18 protein-coding genes and 1 pseudogene are annotated in these 22106 nt (G+C 68.2%); 4 read left to right on the top strand and 15 right to left on the bottom strand.

The features are described from left to right. Window positions 1-250: 250 nt before the first annotated feature. Both ACWCO3_RS11400 and ACWCO3_RS11395 read right to left on the bottom strand, forming a co-directional pair. Window positions 251-1024 (bottom strand): maleylpyruvate isomerase N-terminal domain-containing protein, encoded by a 774-nt coding sequence (locus ACWCO3_RS11400; RefSeq protein WP_450009711.1) that lies wholly within the window; start codon window positions 1022-1024, stop codon window positions 251-253. Between the two features lie 167 nt (window positions 1025-1191). Next, window positions 1192-2499 (bottom strand): hypothetical protein, encoded by a 1308-nt coding sequence (locus tag ACWCO3_RS11395; protein ID WP_450009709.1) that lies wholly within the window; start codon window positions 2497-2499, stop codon window positions 1192-1194. A 378-nt stretch (window positions 2500-2877) separates the two neighbouring features. On the opposite strand from ACWCO3_RS11395, the gene ACWCO3_RS11390 reads away from it, so the two are divergent. Together ACWCO3_RS11390 and ACWCO3_RS11385 are read left to right on the top strand one after the other, a co-directional pair. After that, complete coding sequence (locus tag ACWCO3_RS11390) at window positions 2878-3363, top strand: SRPBCC family protein (protein WP_357928886.1); 486 nt, start codon at window positions 2878-2880, stop codon at window positions 3361-3363. Then, complete coding sequence (locus ACWCO3_RS11385; protein ID WP_357928888.1) at window positions 3360-3995, top strand: SRPBCC family protein; 636 nt, start codon at window positions 3360-3362, stop codon at window positions 3993-3995. Before ACWCO3_RS11390 ends, ACWCO3_RS11385 begins: the two co-directional genes overlap by 4 nt. A 66-nt stretch (window positions 3996-4061) precedes the next feature. Here the strand turns inward: ACWCO3_RS11385 and ACWCO3_RS11380 are convergent, their stop codons facing one another. Further along, complete coding sequence (locus ACWCO3_RS11380) at window positions 4062-6779, bottom strand: AAA family ATPase (protein WP_358164934.1); 2718 nt, start codon at window positions 6777-6779, stop codon at window positions 4062-4064. Window positions 6780-6819: 40 nt separating this feature from the next. Further along, window positions 6820-7287 (bottom strand): VOC family protein, encoded by a 468-nt coding sequence (locus ACWCO3_RS11375; protein WP_450009707.1) that lies wholly within the window; start codon window positions 7285-7287, stop codon window positions 6820-6822. Between the two features lie 103 nt (window positions 7288-7390). Between ACWCO3_RS11375 and ACWCO3_RS11370 the strand changes: the two genes are divergently transcribed. Then, window positions 7391-8191: a helix-turn-helix transcriptional regulator gene (locus tag ACWCO3_RS11370; RefSeq protein ID WP_358164929.1), complete on the top strand. Its 801-nt coding sequence runs from the start codon at window positions 7391-7393 to the stop codon at window positions 8189-8191. 179 nt (window positions 8192-8370) lie between these two features. On the opposite strand, the pseudogene ACWCO3_RS11365 reads toward ACWCO3_RS11370, so the two are convergent. From ACWCO3_RS11365 to ACWCO3_RS11330, 8 genes and pseudogenes are all read right to left on the bottom strand, one after another. After that, window positions 8371-8685: pseudogene (locus tag ACWCO3_RS11365) on the bottom strand (DUF4241 domain-containing protein); the annotation flags it as partial. Window positions 8686-8758: 73 nt separating this feature from the next. Then, window positions 8759-9358: a GTP-binding protein gene (locus tag ACWCO3_RS11360; RefSeq protein ID WP_357928900.1), complete on the bottom strand. Its 600-nt coding sequence runs from the start codon at window positions 9356-9358 to the stop codon at window positions 8759-8761. Further along, window positions 9339-9716, bottom strand: a complete 378-nt coding sequence (locus ACWCO3_RS11355) for a DUF742 domain-containing protein (protein WP_145780068.1) — start codon at window positions 9714-9716, stop codon at window positions 9339-9341. The genes ACWCO3_RS11360 and ACWCO3_RS11355 overlap by 20 nt, the downstream gene beginning before the upstream one ends. 8 nt (window positions 9717-9724) lie before the next feature. After that, window positions 9725-10144, bottom strand: a complete 420-nt coding sequence (locus ACWCO3_RS11350; protein WP_145780067.1) for a roadblock/LC7 domain-containing protein — start codon at window positions 10142-10144, stop codon at window positions 9725-9727. Between the two features lie 15 nt (window positions 10145-10159). Next, on the bottom strand, window positions 10160-12622 hold the full coding sequence (locus ACWCO3_RS11345; protein ID WP_357928903.1) for a sensor histidine kinase: 2463 nt from the start codon (window positions 12620-12622) through the stop codon (window positions 10160-10162). 101 nt (window positions 12623-12723) lie between these two features. Further along, a complete protein-coding gene (locus ACWCO3_RS11340) occupies window positions 12724-14343 on the bottom strand; it encodes a prenyltransferase (protein WP_450009703.1) in 1620 nt (539 codons plus the stop codon). Further along, window positions 14333-15253, bottom strand: coding sequence for a terpene synthase family protein (locus ACWCO3_RS11335; RefSeq protein ID WP_145780065.1), 921 nt, complete (start codon window positions 15251-15253; stop codon window positions 14333-14335). Before ACWCO3_RS11335 ends, ACWCO3_RS11340 begins: the two co-directional genes overlap by 11 nt. Next, the gene (locus tag ACWCO3_RS11330; RefSeq protein WP_450009713.1) at window positions 15250-16587 is read right to left on the bottom strand and encodes a cytochrome P450; all 1338 of its coding nucleotides are present in this window, start codon (window positions 16585-16587) and stop codon (window positions 15250-15252) included. Before ACWCO3_RS11330 ends, ACWCO3_RS11335 begins: the two co-directional genes overlap by 4 nt. 595 nt (window positions 16588-17182) lie before the next feature. Here ACWCO3_RS11330 and ACWCO3_RS11325 point away from each other — a divergent pair. Further along, window positions 17183-18313: a hypothetical protein gene (locus ACWCO3_RS11325; RefSeq protein WP_358164918.1), complete on the top strand. Its 1131-nt coding sequence runs from the start codon at window positions 17183-17185 to the stop codon at window positions 18311-18313. A gap of 156 nt (window positions 18314-18469) precedes the next feature. On the opposite strand, the gene ACWCO3_RS11320 is transcribed toward ACWCO3_RS11325, so the two are convergent. The 3 genes from ACWCO3_RS11320 to ACWCO3_RS11310 all read right to left on the bottom strand — a co-directional run bounded on the left by ACWCO3_RS11320 (window position 18470) and on the right by ACWCO3_RS11310 (window position 21921). Beyond that, complete coding sequence (locus ACWCO3_RS11320; protein ID WP_145780063.1) at window positions 18470-19480, bottom strand: mechanosensitive ion channel family protein; 1011 nt, start codon at window positions 19478-19480, stop codon at window positions 18470-18472. A gap of 224 nt (window positions 19481-19704) precedes the next feature. Next, window positions 19705-20535, bottom strand: coding sequence for a CPBP family intramembrane glutamic endopeptidase (locus ACWCO3_RS11315; protein WP_358164914.1), 831 nt, complete (start codon window positions 20533-20535; stop codon window positions 19705-19707). A gap of 546 nt (window positions 20536-21081) precedes the next feature. Further along, the gene (locus tag ACWCO3_RS11310; RefSeq protein WP_450009699.1) at window positions 21082-21921 is read right to left on the bottom strand and encodes an SMI1/KNR4 family protein; all 840 of its coding nucleotides are present in this window, start codon (window positions 21919-21921) and stop codon (window positions 21082-21084) included. Between the last annotated feature and the right edge of the window lie 185 nt (window positions 21922-22106).

Here is a 22106-nt window from a genome sequence, read left to right as displayed (position 1 = left end):
AGACCTTTGGGACCCGCTCGCCGATCTGCCGATGCCCGAGCGTGAGAGGCTGGTTCGCAGCGAGGTGAAGCTGCTCGACTATCTCGATCGCCTCGTCCGGCGAGGAATCCGACCGCCGCGCCAGCCGTGATCGAGCCGGATAGAGGCTGCGCAGTTGTCAAGCAGACGCAAGGTGCTGACGTTCTCCGTACCGTCGCGACGTTCGTACAAACCACAGCCACAGCAGGTCGGCGCTGATCTGCTCCTGCGGTTACACGTTCGGGTCCCAGTCTGCGAGCCGCTCCATCGGCTCGGTGTCGCCGGTGGTCTCCAGGTCGTCGAGCGGGACCCGCGCGTAGAAGTAGAGGACCAGCTCGCTTGCTGCGCCTCGCATCGCCAGGTCGCCCGGCTCCGCGTCGGCGGCGAGGTCGTCGCAGCGGACGCCGTCGGCGTTGAGGGTCAGACGCCAGGAAGGGCCCTCGGTCGTGTGCAGGTCGATGGTCGCCGGCGTGAACGGCCAGGGGACGGTCGTCGCCGCGACGGTCGTCAGGAACTCGTCGACGCCCTCGACCGCGACGTCCGTCGGCAGCGGCTGGGCGGCCCCCTGGGTGAGCTGGACGTCGTAGGTGTGGACGGCGATCTCCTGGATCTGGTGCCGGGCCAGGGCTCCGCTGGTCTGCGGGGCCTGCGAGCGGCCCCACCAGGTCCAGCAGCCGCGGTCCGGGCCGGCCTCGCGCATCACGTCGAGCATGAGCTCGGTCGACTCGGCGAGCCAGGCATCTAGGGCTTCACGGTCGCGGGGCGCGGTCGGGGCGCCCTTCGGGTCCGTCTTGGCCGGGGGCTCAGCGCCCGGCCCCGCCGCGATGATGGCGGCTTGGCGGCGGCGACCGTCGCCGAGGTGCTGCGCCAGTTCGCGCAGCGTCCAGTCCGGGCATGTCGGGACCTGGACGTCAAGGTCGGCAGCGGACGCGATCGCGGCGCGGAACGCGGCCGAGCGGTCTTCAATCAGCCGTAGGACCTCGGGGAACTCGACGATGTTTCGCACCTCGGTTGTGTATCACCGCGCACCGCCCGCTGGGTAACGAATTCTGTGCGGGGGTCGACTGGTCCGCCGGGCGGACCACCTTCGGCGTCACCCCTGCGAAGCGCCCTGGCGGGGATGATCCCTGCCAGGGCGTTCTCCGTTTGGGCTGTTCCTCCCAAGGTGCCGGGTCAGTCCGCCTGCCCACCGAAGCGCGCCCGGATGTCGCTCGGGTAGGACCCCTTCTGCCAGATCACCGAGAATCGGCCCGTCGGGCTGGACGCCGGCTGGGCGTAGCGGCCGTCGGGGGCGAGGATCTCAGCGGCCCCGAACACACTGTCCGGCCCGATCGTTCTCGCGTGCACTCGGCTGGTCGAGAAGTCCGGGCTGGGCGCCTGCCAGGTGACGAGGCCATCACCGTCGTCGTCCAGAGTGACCTTCGGCCAGTCGCCGGCGCCGAGCCTGGTGACCGTGCCGAGGGCGCCGGTGCTGGAGATCGAGCGTGCGAAGACCTGTGTGCCGTCGGAAGTCCAGCGGCCCCAGGTCAACACCGCGTCACCATCGAGGTCGCCGGCGAGTTCGTCGAAGAGGCTCAGCTCGTGGCCGGCGGGCGACACGCTGATGGCGCTGCCCAACGTGTCGGTGTGGCTGTAGTGCCGCACACGCAGGCGAGGCGGCTCACCCGCCCTCACCCACCGGTAGCTGATCACCGCGTCCCCGTCCCGGTCCATGGCCATCGAGACGCTGGCGTACCTGATGTCGGTGCCCTGCCCGGCGATGGCGCGCAGGGCGGAGACCCCCTCCGGGCGCACCCGGCGCGCGACGACCCGTTCGTAGCTCTCCGTCCAGGCGACGAGCGCGGTCCCGGCCCTGTCGACGGCCACGACCGGCTGGTCCGCACCAACGCCGAGGGTCAACTCCGGACCGAGTGAGCTGTCCGTGCCGAAATAGCGGGCCTTCGTCGTGTACGCGCCGTCGCGGATCTCCGTCCAGGCGACCAGCGCCAGCCCCGAGGGGTCCACCGCGATGGCCGGACTGACCCCGTGCCACGTCGTGATCATCTGCAGCGGACCCAGTTCGCCGGTGGCGGACACGCGGCGGCCTGCCACGAGACCGTCCTGTGTCCACACCAGAGCGGAATCGCCGTCGTCGTCGGATGCGACCTTGGGCCAGGACGCGGACGCACCGAGCGGCGAGAGCGTCTGGACCGGCCCCAGCTCACCGTCGACCGACGCGGTCTGGGCCTTCACCTGGTCGTAGCAGCCGCTCGCGTTGCTGTCGCAGCCAGCCCAGGCGAACAGCGAGTCACCCTGCCGATCGACCGCGACGAAGGGCTGGTCCTGCCCGCTCCAACCGGCCTCCGACACGACCTGGACCGGGGACCACGTGGCCGCCCGCGCGGGCGCCGGAGCGGCGACCAGGACTGCCAACGTGCCGACCACGCCGACGGTGAGCTGTCGCACACACCATCGGGTCGCCGAGTTTCCTGCTCCGTGCACCGTCGCCCCCTCGATCGATGAACATCGTGATTCAGGGCATGATGCCATCGACTCGGCGGCACCGCTCGCTGGAAGCGGGTACGCGAAACGCCCCGACCGGATGCCCCCAATCGGGGGCGGCGATGGTGATGGGTGGCGCGCAGCGCGTCGGTCGGTACGACAGCGCCGCAGACTCGTGCGTGGTCGTCCAACCGGCTGGCGAGCGTCGGTGTGACGGGCTGTCAGCGTCACCCTTCTCGCCCACGTACCGCGAGCTAGGTAATTCTTGCCGATGTGCGGCGGTTGCCGTCTTGGCACGATCGCTTCTGCCGGGCGTGGATCCAGCGGCTCGCTCACGCCCGGCGATCCGATCGTCAGTGACCGCAGAGGGGCTTCAGGATGGAGAACATGACGGACGCCGACGAGGCCGGCATTGACGTGTCGGCCCCGGTGGTCAGCCGCCACAGCGTCACGGTGACCGCGTCGGCGGACACCGTGTGGCGGATCCTCACGGACATCGACGCATGGACGACCTGGCTGCCAGAGATCCCGTACGCACGTGTGGAGACACCCGGTCCGCTCGCGGCGGGCTCCGTGTTCCGCTGGTCCGCCGCGGGCATGGAGATCGAGTCGACGATTCTTCAGGTACGGCCGCAGGAGCGCCTCGTGTGGCGGGGCTACGGTGACGGACCGGACAGCGTCCTCGGCGTCCACGTCTGGGCGCTCACTCCGGCCGGCGACGGTGTGGAGGTATCGACCGAGGAGTCCTTCGCCGGCCCGCCTGTCAATGCCGACCCTGCCATGTTCCAGGTGGGCCTCGACACGACCCTCGTCAGGTGGCTGGACCGACTCAAGCGCACCGCCGAGGCGGTGGCCGCCTCATGAAGAACCGTATGGTCGCCGTCGCGACGGCAGTGGCCGTCGCCGGCCTCGTGGGCGTCGCAGGTGCACCGGCTCGGGCGGAGGCCAGACGCGATGGCGGCTCCGACCGCGCGACGGTGCGATGTGCGGGAGAGACCGTCGACACCGCGGCGAAGATTCGCTACCGAACGGAGACGACGATCGACGCTCCGCTACGGACCATCTGGAAGATCCAGACCGACGTGGAACGCTGGCCGTCGTGGCAGAAGCCGGTCCTCTCCAGCAAGCGGCTCGATCGTGGCCCACTGCGTCCCGGCTCGTCGTTCCGATGGACGACGCCGGTACCCGAGACCGCGTTGAATCCCGCCACGACCCTCGTCGTCACGTCCACTGTCCGGCAGCTTCAGCACCAGAGGTGCCTTCGGTGGGACGGCCCGGCGATCGGTGCGGGGCTGCGCATCGACGAGGGCGTTCACGTGTGGACGTTCACCGAGGTCGACGGTCGGGTTCTCGTGCGTACCGAGGAGACGTGGCGCGGTGACCAGGTGGAGCAGGACGTCGAATTCTCCACCGCGGCTCTCGGCGAGGGTCTGGAGACGTGGGTGACGGAGCTGAAGACGCTGGCCGAACGGGAGTGTGAGCGGTCCCGGCGCTGACGCGACTCAAGGCCCCGCCGGTTTCTCACCGGCGGGGCCCTTCGTCGCTCGATCGCCCCGGCTCCGTCAGCGGAGGAGTTCGCGCAGCTGCCGGCGTGAGGTGATGCCCAGTTTGCGATAGAGGTTACGCAGGTGGGCGTCGATGGTTCGCGGGCTGACGAACAGCAGCGCGGCGACCTCCTTGGTGCCTGCACCGGAGGCGACCTTGCGGGCGACGAGTAGCTCCCGCGCGGTCAGCCCTGCGAGCGGATCGCCGTCATCGGTCAGGGTCGGCTCGCCGATGGCGTCCAGTTCGCGGGCGGCGCGGGCGGCGAAACCGCGCGCGCCGATGGTGGAGAGCAGATCGTGTGCGGCGCGCAGCTCCACCCGTGCCTCGGTCCGGCGGCCGACCCGTCGCAGCCACTCCCCGTAAAGCAGGCGGGCACGCGCGTAGTGGACCCGCATCCTGCTCCCGGCAAACCGGCTGATCGCCTCGCGGTAGTGGTCCTGTGCGCCGAGCCCCGGGTCCAGCAACGCACACGCCAACAGATGCGCACCCGTGGTCCATGCGTTCGGGTTGACCCGTGCGACATCTCCGATCCACTCGGCCGAATCCCTGGCCTCTTCGGGGCGCCCGACGTACGCGGCGGATTCGACCAGCTCGTGGTGGAAGGCGGTGACGGCGTACGAACCGCGCCGGTGCTGGTCCCGCACGAGCAGCAACGCGTTCAGCGCAGCCTCGTGGTCGCCGCTGCCGTTGCACAGCACGGCGTTCGCGTAGTGCATCGCGGTGGGTTTCACCCCGACCCAGCCGCGCAGCCTTTCCCGGATCTCCCGGAACCGGTCGGTGTCTCCGCTCCACGCGGCGAGCATCAGGTCGGACCCGACGAGGTTGGACGTCCCCGCGGCCTCGTCGACCGCACGCGCCTCGGTGATGCAGACGTGCGCGTCGGCGAAGCGGCCCACGATCGTTCGGGCGACCGCCTGGAAACGCAGCGCGTGGGGAAGGATCGCGTACGCGCCCTGCGCCCGGGCGAGTTCCACCTGACGGTCGACGATCTCCTCCATGGCGTCGCTATCGCCGAGGTCGACGCTCAACACGCAGGCGCGTTCCATCCACCACGGATCCGCGTCGGGCGTGCGGGCGTGCTCCCGGAAGGCGTCGACAGTGCGGCGCATCAGGGGGATCGCCTCGTCCACCGGGCGGAGGTTCTGCTCGACCAACGCCTGCAACAGCAGATCGACCGGACGTGGCGGCTGACGCTGCGGTACCCGTTCCCGGATGTGCCGGGCGAGCCGCCGTAGCCTCCCGGGCTCGTCGACGCTGAACATGAGCGACGCGAAGGCTTCCAGGTAGGTCTCGCGGACCTCATCGGGTGCCATGTCGTCGGCCGCGTCGACGAGGGCGATCGTCGCCGGGATGCTGCGCGCCACGTGATAGTCGATCGTCGCGCGCAGCAGTCGCGCAGCCCGGCGGTCGGCCAGGTCCGGCTGGAGACGCTCGGCCTCCTCCACGAGTTCCCGGGCCGCCGAAGGCGCGCCCGAACTCAACCGTGCCCGGGCCGCGTCCAACAGGCGGCGTGCCTGCCGTGACCGGTCCGGTGTCAGCCGGGCCGCGCGTTCGAGGAACGCGGCCACGGCCGCAAGGCCGCCGCGGCGTTGTGCCCGTCCGGCCGAACGTTCCAGTTCGGCTGCGGTCTCCTCGTCCGGCCCGGTGATCGCGTTCGCCCGGTGCCAGGCGCGGCGGTCGGGATCGGCGTCGACGTCCGTAACGGCGGCGAGCGCCGCGTGTGCCTGCCGTAGCGTCCCGGCCCCGGTCGACCGGTACACCGCGGAGCGCGCCAACGGATGCCGGAAGTGCACCCGGGGGCCGGTCACCAACAGGCCGCTGTCCTCGGCCACGGTCAGGTCTGCGGCGTCCAGCCCCTGGATCGCCATGGCGCGCCGCAGCAGTACGAGGTCGCCTGTCGGCTCCGCTGCGGCCAGCGCCAGAACCGAACGCGCGGGTGCCGGCAGCCGCAGGAATCGACTCACGAACCGATGCTCCACGGCGCCGTACCCGGCTGCCCCGGGTAGTCCGAACGGTCCAGCGTCGCGGGCGAACTCCACCAGGGCGAGAGGGTTACCGGCCGCTTCGGCGAGAATCCGTTGCACGATCGCTGCCTCGTGGCCCAACGGTGTCCGGTACCGCAGCAGGGTGAGAGCCTCCGAGTCGGGGAGCCCGGTGAGAGTGAGAACGGGTAGGCGACCGAACTCCGACACCGAGGTGGCGTCGCGGGCGACAAAGACCATGGCGACCCGCTCCGCCGCCACGCGTGCCGCGACGAACGCCAGCACCTGCCGCGAGCCGGCGTCGATCCACTGCACGTCGTCGACCGCGCAGAACACGGGCCGGCGCCGGCCTACGGCACTCAGCAGGCCCAGGACGGCCAGGCCGACCAGCATCGGGGTCGGAGTGACCCCGGTGTGCAGCCCGAAGACCGTGGCGAGCGCGTTCCGCTGCGGCGCGGGGAGTCCGGCGCTGTGGTCGAGCACGGGCGCGCACAGCTGGTGCAGGGCCGAGAAGGGCAGTTCGCTCTCGAACTCGATACCACCGGCGCGCAGCACCTGCCATCCGTCCAGCCGTGAAGCGGCCTCACCGATGAGCGTCGACTTGCCGATCCCCGCGTCACCGACAACGAGCATCGCTCTGCCACGGCCCAGCGCCGCGGGTGCCGTCACCGCGGCGATCTCGCCCAACTCCGTCTCGCGAGCGACGAACGCCCCTGGCCTGGTAGCGAGCCGATGGCGGGTAACGGTGCCCACTCCCCTCCATCTGTCCGGCCCGACCGATGATATCCGCAGCCTAGGACGGCAGCTGGAACAGTTCCAGCTGGATCCCGTCGGGGTCGCGGAGATAGAGGATCTTCGTCCCGGCCAGCGTGCCCGCTTCGACGCCGTCGCCGTCCTGGAGCACGACCGGCTCGGCGTTGACGTGCACGCCCCGCTCCACCAGGTCGCGGTGCGCCGCATCGAGGTCGTCGACCTCGAAACACAGGTGCATCACCCCGACGTCGCAGTTGCGCCCGGTGAAGGGCCTCGGCTGCGGGCTGTCGTACTGGATGAGTTCCAGGAGGACGTTGTCACCGGCCAGCGCGAACGACGCCCGCATCGACGCGTTTTCCACCTCGACAACCGCACCGATCGCCGGGTTCGTCGCCGAGAACGTCACGCCGTTCGGCGCGATGCCGAGGACGTCCTCGTACCACCGCACCGACCGCGCCAGATCGCTGACCGGCACTCCGATGTGATGCATCCTGGTCACTCTGCTCATGATCCCCATCCTCAAGGCGGAGCCACCACTGTGGAAGGCACAGTTCTTCCGCGTACCTCTGGTACCACCCAGCTCCCGACGCCGATGGCGGATCATGTGGTTCATGAATGACCTCGGAGCGGCGCTGCGGGCCTGGCGGGATCGCACGGACCCGGCAGTGGTCGGTCTCACGAGCGTGTCGCCTCGCCGCGTCGTCGGACTACGACGCGGCGAACTGGCAGCGCTGGCCGGCATCTCCCCCGAGTACGTGGCACGCCTCGAACAGGGTCGCGCCGCCACACCGTCGGCGCAGGTGTGCACCTCCCTGGCCCGCGCGTTACGACTCTCCGACGACGAGGAGGCGCACCTGATGCGCCTGGCCGGCTTCGCCGCGGACCCGGGCCGGATACCCCACCTGATCCCCAGCAGCCTGCACCGCGTCATCGACCACCTCGGCGACACCCCGGTGGCCGTCTACGACGCCGTCTGGCGGCTGCTGCACTGGAACCGGTTGTTCGCGGCCGTCTTCGGCGACCCCTCGGGCGCCACCGCCGACGATCGCAACGCCCTGATCGTCCAGTTCGAAACCCGAAACCCCCGTGTCCGCCAGACCGACACCGAGCGCGCCTACTTCGAGCAGTCGTTGGTGGCCGACCTGCGCGCCACCAGCGCCCGCTATCCCAACGACCCCGACGTAGGGGCGCTGATCTCACGCATGGCCGGCAACGACAGGTTCCGCCGTCTCTGGGCCCTTCGCGCGGTGGCCAATCACGAGAGCGCGCACAAGACCGCCGTACACCCGGACGTGGGCGCCATCCCGCTCGACGCGAACGTCCTGACCACCCAGAACACGGACCTGCGCCTCGTCGTCCTCACCCCTCGGCCGGACACCACCGCTCGCGAGAAGCTGGATCGACTGGGTTGATCACCGAGACGCTCCGGCAGAGCCTCGTCCTCGTCCGTGCCGCCACGACAGCGAAACGGCGGAAGTGAACGAGGGCGGGGTTCACCCAGCACCGCACACATGGCACATCGAGCCGACGCTCGGCCGCCCTGCGAGGAGCCTATGCGTCGTGTAAGAGGAAGTCGGTCAGTGATCTCTCCGCCCCGAGTGCGACCGACCCAGGTCCGGTATGTCCCGTCGCCCTCCCCGGAGGGAAACGCGACAAGAACGTTCTCGTCACCGTCGTCTCCGGAAGAACCGTCCACCTCGGCGCGCGGTATGACGGTGGGTCCGTCGCGCATCCAGGCCAGATCCTCCAGGAGCGTCAGTTGCCAGCCGCTGCCGGACTCCTCAGAAAGCCGGCGGAAGGTCTGTTCGTCAGTGAAACACCCTGCACCGGCATTGACGTCGTTCGCCGGGTAACCCAGGCCGAGGACATCCTGGCCGAGGCGCGGCTCGAATCCGAGAGGGATCATTGCCGTCACCCGGCGATCCTGCAGCTCGGGGCCCTCTTCGGTGCCCGCCGACTGCTTCCGGCAGCAGTTCTTGTCACCCTCGCGCCGCGCCACCCTTTTTCACGTGCTCAAACAACGTGATGAGGACATCCTTGCTTGATTCGCGGTCCCTGGCGTCACACATCATCACGGGCACGTCCGGGTCCAGGTTGAGGGCCAGTTGCACCTCCTCAAGGCTGAACTGACGGGTGCCAGCGAAGCAGTTGACGGCGACGATGAACGGCAGTCCTCGCCCCTCGAAGTAGTCGACCGACGGGAAGCAGTCCGCTAGCCGGCGGGTGTCTGCGAGGACGACCGCTCCGAGGGCTCCCAGTGCCAGTTCGTCCCACACGAACCAGAACCGGTTCTGCCCGGGCGTGCCGAACAGGTAGAGCACCAGATCGTCGCCGAAGGTGATCCGGCCGAAGTCCATGGCCACCGTTGTCATCGATTTGTCCTCGACGCCGACCAGGTCGTCGACGCCGATGCTGTGCTCGGAAATCACCTCCTCCGTGCGGAGGGGCTTCGTTTCGCTCACCGAGCCGACGAGGGTGGTCTTGCCTACTCCGAAGCCACCAGCGATAAGGATCTTGATAGCGGCCGGAAGGGTGCGTAGCCCGTCCGCGCCGTCGCCGTCAGAGTTCGCGTAGTCCATTGATCAGTGCCTCGAAAAGGGTGTCGTCGGGAAGGGTGGCGTGGGAGGTTGGCTCCGTGACCTGCACCAACCTCTGTTCGAGCAGGTCACCAAGGAGAACGCGGACGCTCCCGAGCGGAAGCTCGAGGTGCGCGGCGACCTCCGCCATTGCGAGCGGTCGTTGCTGGCAGAGGCTGATGATGCTTATGTGCTCCGGCGCGATACCGACCGTGAGCGGCGGCGGCGCCCCCGTAGCACGTACCAGCGAGATCAGATTGAGGTTGGCGCTCGTCTTCGCTCGGCCTCGCGTCACAGCGTAGGGCCGGACCACGGGCCCGGCATCGTCGTCGACCCACAGGGCATCTCGTTCGGCGGTCATGACGGCCCCTACTTGTCGGTGGGCGATTCCGACGATGACCGCGCCGGGGAGGCAAGGAACTTGCCGGCACGGCTGACGAGCATGGTCATCTCGTAGGCAACCAGACCCACGTCTGCGCTTTCCGAAGCGAGGGCCGCCAGGCATGCGCCCCGCCCCGCAGCGGTGACGAACAGGAAGGACGACTCCATCTCAACGATGGTCTGCCGGACGGCGCCGCCGTTGAACCGGGTACCCGCGCCCTTCGCGAGGCTCTGAATCGATGACGCTATCGCGGCAAGATGCTCGCCGTCATCGCGGACCAGCCCTGCCGAGGACGCCACGAGCAGCCCGTCGACGGACAGGACGACGGCATGCTCAACCTGCCCGACTCGGGACACCAGGTCATTGAGTAACCACGTCAGATCGGTCTGCTGCACCTGTTGTGGCACGTCTCGTTCCTCTTTCTACCCGTCGGTGCTGGCTGGTGCCGATGCGGGCATGTCGCCGGGACCTTCGTTGTCCTGGTCGTATTGGCCCTCAGCGTCGAGACGGCCGCGGCGGGTGCCACTTTGGTACGAGCTCATCATGGTGCGGATCTGGTCGGGCGACCTGGTTGAGTCGCCACGTGCAGGTACGTCGGTCCGGGTGGAACCGTCGCGAAGCTGCGGAGCGATGCTGCGCTGCCGTACCCGAACAGGCAGCCCACCCGTGGTGCGGGTGTCGAAGGTCGGGGGCGGCTGATCCGCGTTGTCGGAAGGCGACGGCGCTGCCCCCGCTGCTGGGTCGGTAGATCGGGGCGGATGCGTGCTGGCCTCTCGCACGGCGGGGAGCCCTACGGTTGGTGCGGTGAGCGCACGTGGCGCAGGGGGCTCCTCCACAGCAACGGCTCCGCCCGTCAGAGGGGAAGCCTGCCGAGGGCTTCCCAATGTTCCTGTGATGTCGCCAGCGGCAGCCGAGACGCTGGCGTTGGTCGTCGCGGTGCCGACAGAGTCGGCGGTGGTGATGAGCTCCAGTGGGATCAACACCACGGCGGTGGTGCCGCCGTACCCGGACCTCTTGAGGTGGACCATCAGCTGGTGCTTCCGGGCCAGATGGCTCACGACGTACAGCCCCAGCTTGTTGACATCGTCCAAGCTGAACGCCTTGGTGCTGGCGATCTGGTCGTTGGCGGCAGAGAAGTCATCATCTGCCATGCCCAGCCCTCGATCTTCGACCTCGATCGCGAAGCCCCGCGCCACGAGCTGTCCCCTGACCTCAACCTCGGTGTGCGGGGGTGAGAACGACAGGGCATTCTCGATCAGCTCAGCCAGCAGGTGGGTGACGTCTCTCGCCACGCGACCCTTCACACCGATCGGTCCGAACGGTATGACTTTCACCCGCTGATAGTCCTCCACCTCCTGCAGCGCAGCCCGGGCCACGTCAAACAAGAGGATGTCCCGACGCCAGACCCGGCCAGGCGTTCCGCCGGACAGCAGGATGAGGTTCTCGGCGATCCGGCGCATCCGGGTAGCAAGGTGGTCGACCCGGAACAGGTCTTCCAGCTCGTCGGCGTCGTGCTCTCGCTTTTCCATCGCATAAAGGAGCCCGTGTTGACGATGCACGAGCGCCTGCGTCCGTCGGGCAAGGCTGAGAAAGACTTCACGGACGTTCTGTCGAAGCTCGGCCTGCTCGGCGGCGGTGCTGATCGTCGTCCGCTGGAGACGAGTGAACGCTTTGCCCACCTGCCCAATCTCGTCGTCACCGAAGTCCAGTGGCGGTGCCTCCCGCTCGACGTCCACCTTCTCACCGTGGCTGATGCGTTCCACAACCCCTGGTAGACGCTCATCGGCCAATTGGTCTGCGGCCTTCCTGAGGCGCTGGAGTCGGGCCACCAGCTCCCGTGACGTGGTCACAGACACCACGATCGCCGCGACAACTGCCAGCAACCCCAGACCCGCGGCGAGAATCAGCCGAACAACGACCCATACGGCTACCGGGGTGGCCCGATCCACCAGGGCATCGCCGCTGTCGAGCACCATGTTCTGCAGCTCGGTCAGTGCGGCCTCCGCGGCGACATCCCACTCATTCGACGTAAGGGGAAGCTGCGACGCGCTACGTTCGCGGGCGAGAACCCGGTCTTCGAGGGCGCGCAGGTTAGTGAACGCGGGACCGGCGATCACTGCGTCGAATGTGGCCCTCTCCGACTCGCGTAGCAGCCCGGAGGCCCGGACAGTAAGGAATCGCTGACCGGCGACGAGTTCCACGAACTTCGCGTTGTCGGTTGTCGTCGATCGGCCTGCGGCGAGGGCACCGGACAGCAGCGCGTCCTCCTGGGAGATCAGCTCCCGGATCCGGTAGAGCTCGATGAGGTTGCGGGTGTCTGCCTCGATCGCTGCATCATCCAGGCCGCCCACCACATCGTAGAGGTCGAACAGCGAGTCAATGAGGCCGCTGAAGGCCTTCCCAGCGGCAGCCTGGTCGACACTGCGATTGTCGATCGACTGTCTCGTGCCGGGTAGGGTGTCCAGAGCGGCAATGGCAGCATTGACCGTGCGCTCAGCCTCGGCATCGGCGGCGAAGTCCGCGAGGCGACTTTGGGCGGTGTCGCGAAATCTCCTTGCGGTGTCGTCGACATTCCTACGAGCGGCGACGAGGGCATTTTCGCGATCCGGGCTGGGCCCGCCGAGCTGGGCTGCCGACAGCCGGCGCTCGATCTGCAACTCGAGCAGCAAGGGCTCGCTTGGGCCAACGATCTGACTATCGATCGTTTGGACGCCCAGCAGGTTGACGCCGTCGCGGAGGGTCACCCATGCCGCGAATGACCACAGCGCGACCAGAGACAGCAGGGCGCCAACGACTTTCGCGCGCAGATTCGTACTGCGAGACCGCATTAGACCTACCGCCCCATGCCTGACATTGGCAACTTCACGGCCTTGCTCGCCGTACAAGCCATCGGATGGTGTAGACCGGGGCACGCTAGCAGTTTCCTGACTCGCTACTCAAGGTCGTCGCGGCATCGAAACGACGCCTCAGCCATCGACGGCCTCCATCACGTCGGGCACGTCCACAGATCGTCGTTGACCTTAGCCCGCAGAGGGATCTCCGTCGCGAGGTGCTGCGCCGCAAGGACGGCAGCACGGACGATCTTTGTTGGGTGATAAAGGTCCTTGTCGTGCCACAGCGCGGGACCCTCCTGCTGGATCGCGCTCGCCCTGTCCAGATAGGACAGGCCTCGGCTGAGGGCCGAACCAGCGGCTGGTAGTTCTCGCCCCGCAACGGCCAGGATCTGCATCGCGTACGCCGTCTCCTCCAACGATCCGTTCCAGCGACCCCAGGAGCCGTCGTGCTGCTGCGTAGCGACCACCCAGTGCACCGCGCGGGCCAGAGATTCCGCAGCCGCGGAAGGGGCGGCATCGGCCAGAGCCAACGTGCAGCAGACGGTCGCGTAGTAGGGAGAGGCGTGCCATCGGTCCTGCCAACTGCCGTCCGGAAGCTGGCAGGCTTGCAGCGCACCGACCAGACGCCGGGCCGCAGAGCGGTAGCGTGGTGCGGCGTCTGACTGCGTAGCCGCGTGCTGGCTCAGTGCGTCCAGGACATGGGCGTTGGTAGTGACCGAGAAGCCGTCCTCGCCGGGCCAGGTGCAGAATCCGGCGTCCGTCTCGAATCCCCACAGGCTGCTCGGGTCGGTGGGCACGCCCAGCCGCGCCAGCGCATACAGAGTGACTGAGGTGGTATCCGCGTCCGGCGGCAGGCCTGGGCCGGCTGGTGTCCCCGCCGATGTCAGATCTGCCGTCAGGCTGTCGACCAAGCCCGAAACCGCGGGTACGGCGATGCCGGCCCGGGCAAGGGAACCGACTACCCACGCACGCTCGAAGACGCCGAGCGGCGTCGCGCAGGGAGCGAGACCGTCGTGCCGCTGAATGACGGACTCCAGGTATGCCCGTACCCAGCCATGCCCATCGGCCTCTCCCGCCGCACCCAACCACGCAGCGGTGGCGGCCGGCGACGCGCCGATGACGCCTGGCGGCAGCGGTTGAACACCGACGGCGTCCTGGGCGATGTCACCAACGACCTCCAACGCGTGCAGCAGCTTGTCGGGCACAGGCGCGCCTGCCGCGATGATGCCCCGAACGACGTCGAGTCTCTTGTCATCCATGCCGGGCGGCAGGGGCAGCCGAGGACCTGCCTGCCAGTGGACCAGGCCGCGCGGCATATCGCTGCACGTCACGTGCTCGTTGATGGCGTCCGTCAGCGCCGGCACAATGAGGTCGATCGCTGGCGTGTCCGGGATGGGTCGCGTGGTCGCCAGCCAACTCCTGAGCCACATGAGCCCCCGGTCGACAGCGTCGACCAGCATGTCACCGGGAGACCTGCTCAGAACGGCGAGTAAAGCCTCCGTGGCGCTCAACGTCGGAACCAGGGCGTACCCCTCTGGTGGGCCCCATCCGCCGTCGAGCCGCTGGTTGCGCAGCAGGTACCGCACCCGCTCGTCATGGCCGGTCAACCAGGGAGCCAAACTCACGAGCCGAGCGGTTTCGTAGGTGGACGGGGACATCTGCCCGGCTGGTTCTCGCATCATCGCCTCGACCAGGTCAGCTGCGCCGGTCGAGGCGAGGGTCCGGCCCTCTGGTCCCCGCGTCTGTTCCGGGAAAGCGCGGTCAACGCTCAACGGTGCCCCAATAATCCGTGCCGCGATAGAAACCAGTGGTGAACCCGATTTCCCGGGCCAGGTAACGGGCTTCCTGCGCGCACGTGCCTTCCAACTCCTGAAGCAGCGTGCGGCACATGTCGATCCGCTCGGTGATGTTTCGGTTGATCTCGTCCCTGTCGACGCCGAGCATGAGGGCGTTGAGATCCCCTGTCTTGAGATCGCGCTCATAGCTGGCCATGTCGTTCACCAGACGCAGGATTTTCTGTACCTCGCGACTGGCCGCTGTCAGTTCGGGGAGGTGGCTCAGGGTCTCCTGGTCGGCGGTGGCAAGCCAGTGGGACACGTTGACAAAGGACGCGCCGTAGTTGTCCGCGTTGTCGAGGTATTCCACGAATGTTGGCAGCTGACGCTCGTCGGCTGCCCTGGCGGCTCGCCACTGCCACTCCAAGACCTCAGCGGTGAGCATCTTGTCGACTTCGTCCCGCCACAGCGGCTGAGCGTCTGCGAACGCGGGTACGGCGGCCAACTCGTCGCGAATCTCGGCGAGAAACTGGCCGAGCGCGTCTCCGGCCGCCGGCGTGGCGCCGTCGGCGACCGCGATGCAGGCGGAGGCGATCGCCGTTACGGAGTCCAGGGACGTCGCGACAGAGTCGACCATCCAGTCTTCCGCAGTGACCCACAGCGACGCCCGGTTGGCGATGCGAAGCTGCTCTGCGGTGCACCACGGCGCTATGAACGCCGTCGACAGCGCCAGCGCGCCCAGCATGGCGCCGTCAACCGGTGGGCTGGGGAACAGGGTGGGATACATCGACGCGCACTGCTGTAGGTCTCGATGGCCCCGAGCGGCGAGGACGCAGATGCGTCCCTCTTCCGCAGCTGCCGCGAGGCCGTCGGCGACGGTATGGGTAGGCACAGGTACTCCTCTCATGCGGCGGTGCGAGCTATGCGCGTCAAGACCATTTCCACGGGGCGTGCGGGACGTAGCGAGGCGGCGACCCTCGTGCTGGGAATGGCGGAATCGTTCAGACGGAACCGGAACCGGCTCAGGAAGGTCGCCACGACGAGAACGGCCTCGAGTGCGAACAGGTGCTCGCCCAAACAGCGGTGCCTCCCCCCTCCGAAGGGGTAATACGCGTACCGGTGGCGGCCCTCGTCACGGCCTGGCGCGAAACGCTCAGGGTCGAAGACCTCCGCCGTCTCCCCCCAGAGCGCGGACATCCGATGCGTGGCGTACGGCGAGAGGATGATGCTCGCCCCCTTCTTGATGCGCACTCCGCCGAGCACGTCCGCCTCGGCCGCGCGACGGGGCAGAATCCAGCCGGCCGGGTAGAGCCGGAGGAGTTCGTCCAGCACCATCCGGGTGTAGGTGAGTTCCTGCAGGTTCTCGGCGCGGATCGGACCTTCACCGATGACGTGGTCGACCTCGGCGTAGAGCCGACTGGCGACCTCCGGGTTGTTGGCGAGGACCGGCCACAGCCAGGTGAGCACGACGTACGAGGTCTCCGTCGTGACCGCGACCATCGACACCAGGTCGTCGCGCATCTGCTTGAGACTGAGCGGAGCTCCTTCAGAGGTCCGGGCTCGCGCCAGGGTGGACAACACGTCATCGCTGTCGCCTGGTCGCTGGAGCGCCTCTTGTAGAACGGGCAGCAGGATATCGTCGATTGCGCGAACCGCAGCGATGAAGCGTCGATCGCCGGGCAAGCGGATCCACCACGGCACGCCCGGCGCGAGCAGGCGAGGTCCCATCGCAGTAACGATCACCTCCTGTGCGGCCATGATCCGCAGGGCGGCTTCGATGTCGATTCGATCGGCGAAGAAGACCCGCATGATGGCACTGGAAACGATCCGGGACAGTTCGGCGCCGACATCGATCGGCGTTCCCGCAGCGGCCGCCACCTCAAGCTCGTCGACCGAGGTGGCGATGGCCTCGGCCATGGTGTCGACCAGTGGGCCGATGCGAGTCGTCCTGAACAGCGGGCCGAGTGTCCGCCTGCTGGCCGCCCAGGTCTCACCCTCCGCGAGGATGCCGTCTCCGACCAACCTCCGTACTGACCGCCACAGTGCGGTGTCGTCACCTCGCGGGTAGATGTCGGCCTTCTCCTGCAGCACCTGCTGCACGTCGGCCGGGTCGGTGACGAGATAGGCGCTGGAAACTCCCAGTCCGAGGCGGACGACCGCACCGCCGGACCAGTTCGCGATGTCGACGAGCGACTGGTGCGGGTCGCGGACCAGCTGCGGCAGCGCCTTGTAGACAGGAATGGCCAAGGCCTTGGCACCTGGCGTCATTCTCGGCATCGTGAGACCCCTCCCCACCGCGCCTGCCGGGCGCTCATGGTCACCCGGATCGATGTACACAGTGGCCGTCAGTGTCCTAGGTGTAACGTGAGTCAGCAATGGGTGACGCAGATAGTCACACCGCACCTCACGACGATCGACGCGCCCTCGATGCGGTTGACGTGGGGTTGAGGGCTGGTGCGGATCTCGACGATCACCGCGATTGTGGCAACTCCTAGATCATCGGCGAGTGCGCCGCCAAGCTGGAGCGCTACTGCGCCGCCTCGACGCTGGAGCTGACCCGACGGTGGTCACCGCCGGGATTGCGCAGACCCAGGCCGAACGCGCCAGCTGCCTTCGAGAAGACCTCAGCCCAGCGAATCCGCCGCACCCTTCGGAATGGTCTTCTAGGCTGCGTGGGCGGCCCGCCCCAATGTGACACAGGCGTCGAGTTGGTGCTGTACGGGTTGGTCGGGGCGCTCTCCTCGGCGGCCTGGCTTCACTACTGTGCCTCGACGGCGCGTGACGCACCCGGTTCTCGCCGTTGGCGGCCGAGCCCGGCTACCGGTGAGGAGCAGCGGTGACCCAGAGCGAAGGGCAACGCCCGGAGATCGTCGTGGGACTGGTGGCAACCCCACCGGACCACCCTGCCCGGGTGGCGGCGAGGCTCGCTGCGGAGTTGGCCCGCCGGCTCACGGAGCGGGTGAGCGCCGATGTGCGGTGGACCGTCCGGGAAGGCTGGGGGGATGTGGCGCCACGCCGCGACGGCGGCGCCGAGGCTCTGCTCGACGATCTTGCTAGACGGCGCGCCGACGACAAGTGGGACGTCGCCGTCTGTCTGACCGATCTGCCACTGCATGGCGAGCGGGTGCCCCTGGTCGCGCAGACCTCCGGCCGACGCCAGGTCGCGATGATCTCCCTGCCCGCGCTGGGCCTGCACCAGATACGAGCGGCCCGCGCAGCCGTTCCGGATCTGATCAACCAACTACTGACCGACGCCACCGACCACCGGGTGCCGCCGGCCGAGTGGGCGTCGGCCGAGTTGACAGGCCGGATTCCCGCCGTCCGCCGAGTGATCGGCGGGGCTGACGCCGGTGAGCGGCGCTACCTCGCCTCGGGGCTGATCGGCCGGGCGCGCCTGGTGACTGGCATGGTCCGAGCCAACCGACCCGGACGCGCCCTGCTGGGCCTGTCCAAGCTGCTGGTCGGTGCGTTCGGCACGGCCGCGTTCGCGCTCACCACGGACACCATCTGGCAGATGGGCGATGCCCTCGGCGGACTTCGGCTCACCGTGATCATGCTGCTCGGGCTGGCCGCGTTGGTGGTCTGGCTGATCGGCGCGCACGGCCTCTGGGAGAGGCCGAGCCGCGAGACACCAAAAGAGCTGGCACGGCTGTTCAACCTGGGTACGATCCTCACTCTCACGCTAGCGACGGCACTGTCCTACGTGGTGCTCTTCGTGGGAACGGTGCTCGTCGGGGCGCTGCTGATCGACACATCCGTGCTGACCCAGGTTCTGCAGCGCCCGGTGAATACCAGCGACTATCTGACGCTGGCCTGGATCACCAGCTCACTGGCCACTGTCGGCGGCGCGATCGGCTCCGGGCTGGAGAACGAGGAAACAGTCCGGGCTGCCGCTTACGGCTATCACCCTCAGCCCAGTGGCTGGCGGGACGAGAAAGGCAGGGAGCAGCCCAGCAGCGGGAGGTAGGCGGACGAGCGCACTCGGGGTCGCCTGGACCGCTGGGTACCGCAACTACCTCTTCCCGGACTCGGGCCTCCTCTGGCGTTGCAGTTCGACACACTGGCCACCCTTGACTTCCGAGACGGGCCTCAGCGGGGCGCATGGCCCATCGGACCTGCCGGGTCAGGGCTGATACTGACTGCGGGTACGGGGAAGCCACTGCGGATGATGGTCGCGCAGGTAGCAGACCAACCCCTCGCGCAGGTCGCAGCGCAGGTCCCAGGCGCTGGCGCCGTCGGCAGCCGAGGCCTGCACCTGGATGACCACCGTCTGCGAGGTGGAGTCGACCATCTGGAGCACCCACTGGTCGCGATCCCACAGCGGTGAGGACTCGACCAGCCGGCGCGCCTCCCGCCGCAGGTCATCCAGATCGGCGGTGTGGTCGACATGGATCTGGATCTTGCCGATCACCCGGGACTCGTTGCGGGTCCAGTTCTGAAACGACCGCTCGGTGAAGTACGTGGTGGGCAGGATGAGCATCCGCTCGTCCCAGAGCCGGATCACCACATTGGTGAGCTTCACCTCCTCGACCCGGCCCCACTCACCGTCCACCACCAGCACGTCGCCGACATGCAGACCGTCGGCGAAGGCGACCTGGACACCGGCGAACGCGTTGCCCAGCGCGGTACGGGCCGACAGACCGATCAACGCCCCGACCACCCCCGCCGACGTCAGTACGGAGACGCCGAAGAGACGTACCGGCCGAAAGGTGCTCAGAATCAGGCCGATCGCGACCATCGTGACCACGGCGACGGTGAGCCGCCGCACGGGACGAATCTGCGTCCGAGCCCGCCGGACCCGCCGGCTGGCGACCGCGTCACCCGGTAGGCGGCTGAACGCGACCGCCTCAGCGACGTGCAACGCCCTGATCACCAACCAAGCCCCGGACAGGACCAGAGCCACCAGGACGACGTGCCGCAGGTGACGCTGCCACCCGACCGGACCCAACGGCAGCGCGTAGTACAACACCCCAGCCAGCAGCGCCGCTGCCGCCGGACCGCGGCAGGCGTGCCGCAGCGGTTCCAGCACCCACTGGTAACGGCCGCGGGCTACCCGGCGGACCAGCACCCCGGAGATCAAGTCCACGACCACCGCCGCCGCCAGCACGGCTACTACGATCAACGCGGTACGCATCAGAGGCCGTTCACCCTAGTCCCGATGCCACCCTCCCCCGACTCCCTGCCCAGCCCACGTGCCCAGGGTGCCACCCCGTCCAGCGGTAAGCGGCCAACATCGGCGAACAACCGCTGACCACACCTGCGTCAGCCGCCCGGTGGCCGCTTCCGCCTTGATCGCACAGCTCCCGGCCGGCCTCGTGTGCTGCGGTGTCTGTGGCCGATCCCTGCACTCTGGTGGGCTCAGCCCGCGCTGGTGGTGCGGGCTCGCCGCTCACGTAGCCAGACCAGCACCACCATGGCGATGTTGACGGCGCCGAGGATCAGCAGGGACGCGTCACCGGAGTCGGTGGACCGGTCGATCGCGTAGGGCTCACCGTCCGCCATCACCGTGTTGACGATCCCGAACAGGACGTTGTTGGCGACGTGGAAGGCGACCGGCGCCTCGATGCCGCGACTGATGATGGCCATCGCGCCGGTGCTGACGCCGATGAACGTGTAGTAGCCGAACAGCCAGGGGTCGGTCGACCCGTGGACCACGGCGAAGCCCAGGCCGGAGACGGCGAGCCCGACGACCAGGGCCGGACGCACCGCGCGCACCCAGGACGCGGCGGCGGGCAACACGGCGCTTCGGAACATCAACTCCTCGCCGGCCGACTGCAGCGGCGTGCTCAGCACGGTGACCACCAGCACGCCGATCGTCGTGCCGGTGACCCCGACGGCGGTCCAACCCGGGGAGTCGGGCGCGACAAGCGCCACGACACCGATCCCGGCACCCACCAGCAACGCCGCTGCGATCAGGTAGTACGTCAGGCGGCGGGCGTCGAAGGCTCGGGGAAAGCTGATCAGGCTCCGCCACGGCACCTTGGCGGTCCGCACCAGGAGCAGGATCGCCAGGACGCCCGCCGCGCCGATGCTGATGTTGATGGCCAACAACTTCAACGGCGTGAAGTCGGCCGACATCGGGTCGTCGCTGCCCTCGATGAGGCCCACGACCTGGTAGAGCACCACCTGGAGAAGCAGCATCACCAGCGGCGGCACCAGGATGACCACGAGCGGCTTCCACCAGCTCATGCGGAGGTGGGCGCCGAAGGGCCGGGAGGTGTCGACGGCCGGCCCGGATTGCTCCGATGTCAGGAGGCGCGAGCTTCCGGCGTCAGAGAGTCCCGCGCGTTTCGTCCCTTGCCAGGGTCCGTCGGATCGTGGGGGGTTCATCGGGAGGTTCCTTTCCGAAGGTGGACATCCCATTGCAGCGCTCACCGCGCCCTGCCGGCAGTGCCACCACGTCACCACCTCACCGTGACATTCCGACCTGCGCCTCCCCTCGCACCCTGATGCCTCAACGCGGAACGCATGGGTGCGCCGGGCCGGCCTGTCGCCGGCCTGGCCCACGCCGTAGATGAAGCAGTCACACTTTCTCCGGCGGCCCCTGGTCGGCGGAGAAGATAGGCCCCCGGATGCGTCGGTCACCTGGCCGGTCGCCCAGCGGGCCCTGGAGAGGCAAGGAAGGCGATCATGTCCGCGACATCCGCCGGCTCGCCGACACGGCGCAGGGCCGATAGCCCGGTCACGGCCTCGCGGAGCGGTCACGCATCCGGGCACCTCAGCTGTCGCTGATGGTCAGCCGACCCATACCCGTGTGCCACGCACTGTCTGAGCGTGTCTCAGCGTGTGACCCAGTTCAGGGATCGCGTTGATGACCGCGGCCCGCGCGGCCTCCTCGTCGACTGCGGGAAAGGCGATGCGGATTAGGCGCCCGTTCGGCCATTCGCTGTAGGTGACCCGCCAGTCCTGTGCTGTGGCGAAGCGAACGTCGCAATCACCTTCATGAATACTGAAACCACGATCCTGAACTGGCCCGAACAGTTGGCGCAGCAGTCGCGCACGCTCCCTGAAACTGCCGGCCCCACCGTCGAGATACACGTACACCTGCTTGAGTTTGCGGGCTGGCTCGAACCAGGCCCTGCCTCGCGGTGGCCTGGGCAGCGTTCGTGTGGGCAGGGTGCGCTTCAGCCAGTCGACGATGAAGGCGACCGCGCCGCCTTCGTAAAGCTGGTAGTTGCTGTCGTGCTGATTCCATACCACCACTGGCCACTCATCCGGCTCGCCCCTGGTTAGCCAGCACAGCGAGTGCCCGTCGTAGGTGCCGCCCCACAGCAGCAGGCCACCAGCTTCCGGGTAGAGCGGATATGGGTACCACATTGGGAACTTGCCTCGCGAGGCCGCGTGCCCTTCCAGCAACAATGTGTTGCGCCGAATGTTCATGTCGTCGCCTGCCAGGGGGTATGCGAAGAGGTAGTCGAGGAACATGCCAGCCCCGTAGGCCGTGAGGAGCTCCTTGAAGTCGGCAGGAAGCTCCAACCCGAGCTCGGCCTCGCAAGCGGCGAATTCCTGCGGCAACGACACGTCGATCCCATGATCGGGAGTAGGCACAAGCGTGATCAACTTTTGCAACGACATGGCGGAACCCTAATCAATTGAGCGAAGGTGGTTTGTCCGCCCGAGACGACACCCGACCACTTCGGTATCCGCTGGGAGGTCGAGCCATACCGCTCGGCCTTCACTGACCACACGCATCCCAGACGGCCGCGCATCGCCCGCGACAGACGTCTGAAGCCTGAGGCGGCACTCAGAGTGCCGAAAGC

It is taken from the genome of Micromonospora sp. NPDC002411, assembly GCF_053592955.1.
The sequence above is the reverse complement of the archived record's forward strand: the minus strand, read 5'-3'. Positions and strand labels throughout refer to the sequence as shown.

Coding starts and splice junctions, on each gene's coding strand:
- ACWCO3_RS11310 (WP_450009699.1), bottom strand. CDS start 21,921: ATGTCGTTGCAAAAGTTGATCACGCTTGTGCCTACTCCCGATCATGGG.
- ACWCO3_RS11385 (WP_357928888.1), top strand. CDS start 3,360: ATGAAGAACCGTATGGTCGCCGTCGCGACGGCAGTGGCCGTCGCCGGC.
- ACWCO3_RS11355 (WP_145780068.1), bottom strand. CDS start 9,716: ATGACCGCCGAACGAGATGCCCTGTGGGTCGACGACGATGCCGGGCCC.
- ACWCO3_RS11390 (WP_357928886.1), top strand. CDS start 2,878: ATGGAGAACATGACGGACGCCGACGAGGCCGGCATTGACGTGTCGGCC.
- ACWCO3_RS11320 (WP_145780063.1), bottom strand. CDS start 19,480: ATGCGTACCGCGTTGATCGTAGTAGCCGTGCTGGCGGCGGCGGTGGTC.
- ACWCO3_RS11375 (WP_450009707.1), bottom strand. CDS start 7,287: ATGAGCAGAGTGACCAGGATGCATCACATCGGAGTGCCGGTCAGCGAT.
- ACWCO3_RS11370 (WP_358164929.1), top strand. CDS start 7,391: ATGAATGACCTCGGAGCGGCGCTGCGGGCCTGGCGGGATCGCACGGAC.
- ACWCO3_RS11360 (WP_357928900.1), bottom strand. CDS start 9,358: ATGGACTACGCGAACTCTGACGGCGACGGCGCGGACGGGCTACGCACC.
- ACWCO3_RS11335 (WP_145780065.1), bottom strand. CDS start 15,253: ATGAGAGGAGTACCTGTGCCTACCCATACCGTCGCCGACGGCCTCGCG.
- ACWCO3_RS11315 (WP_358164914.1), bottom strand. CDS start 20,535: ATGAGCTGGTGGAAGCCGCTCGTGGTCATCCTGGTGCCGCCGCTGGTG.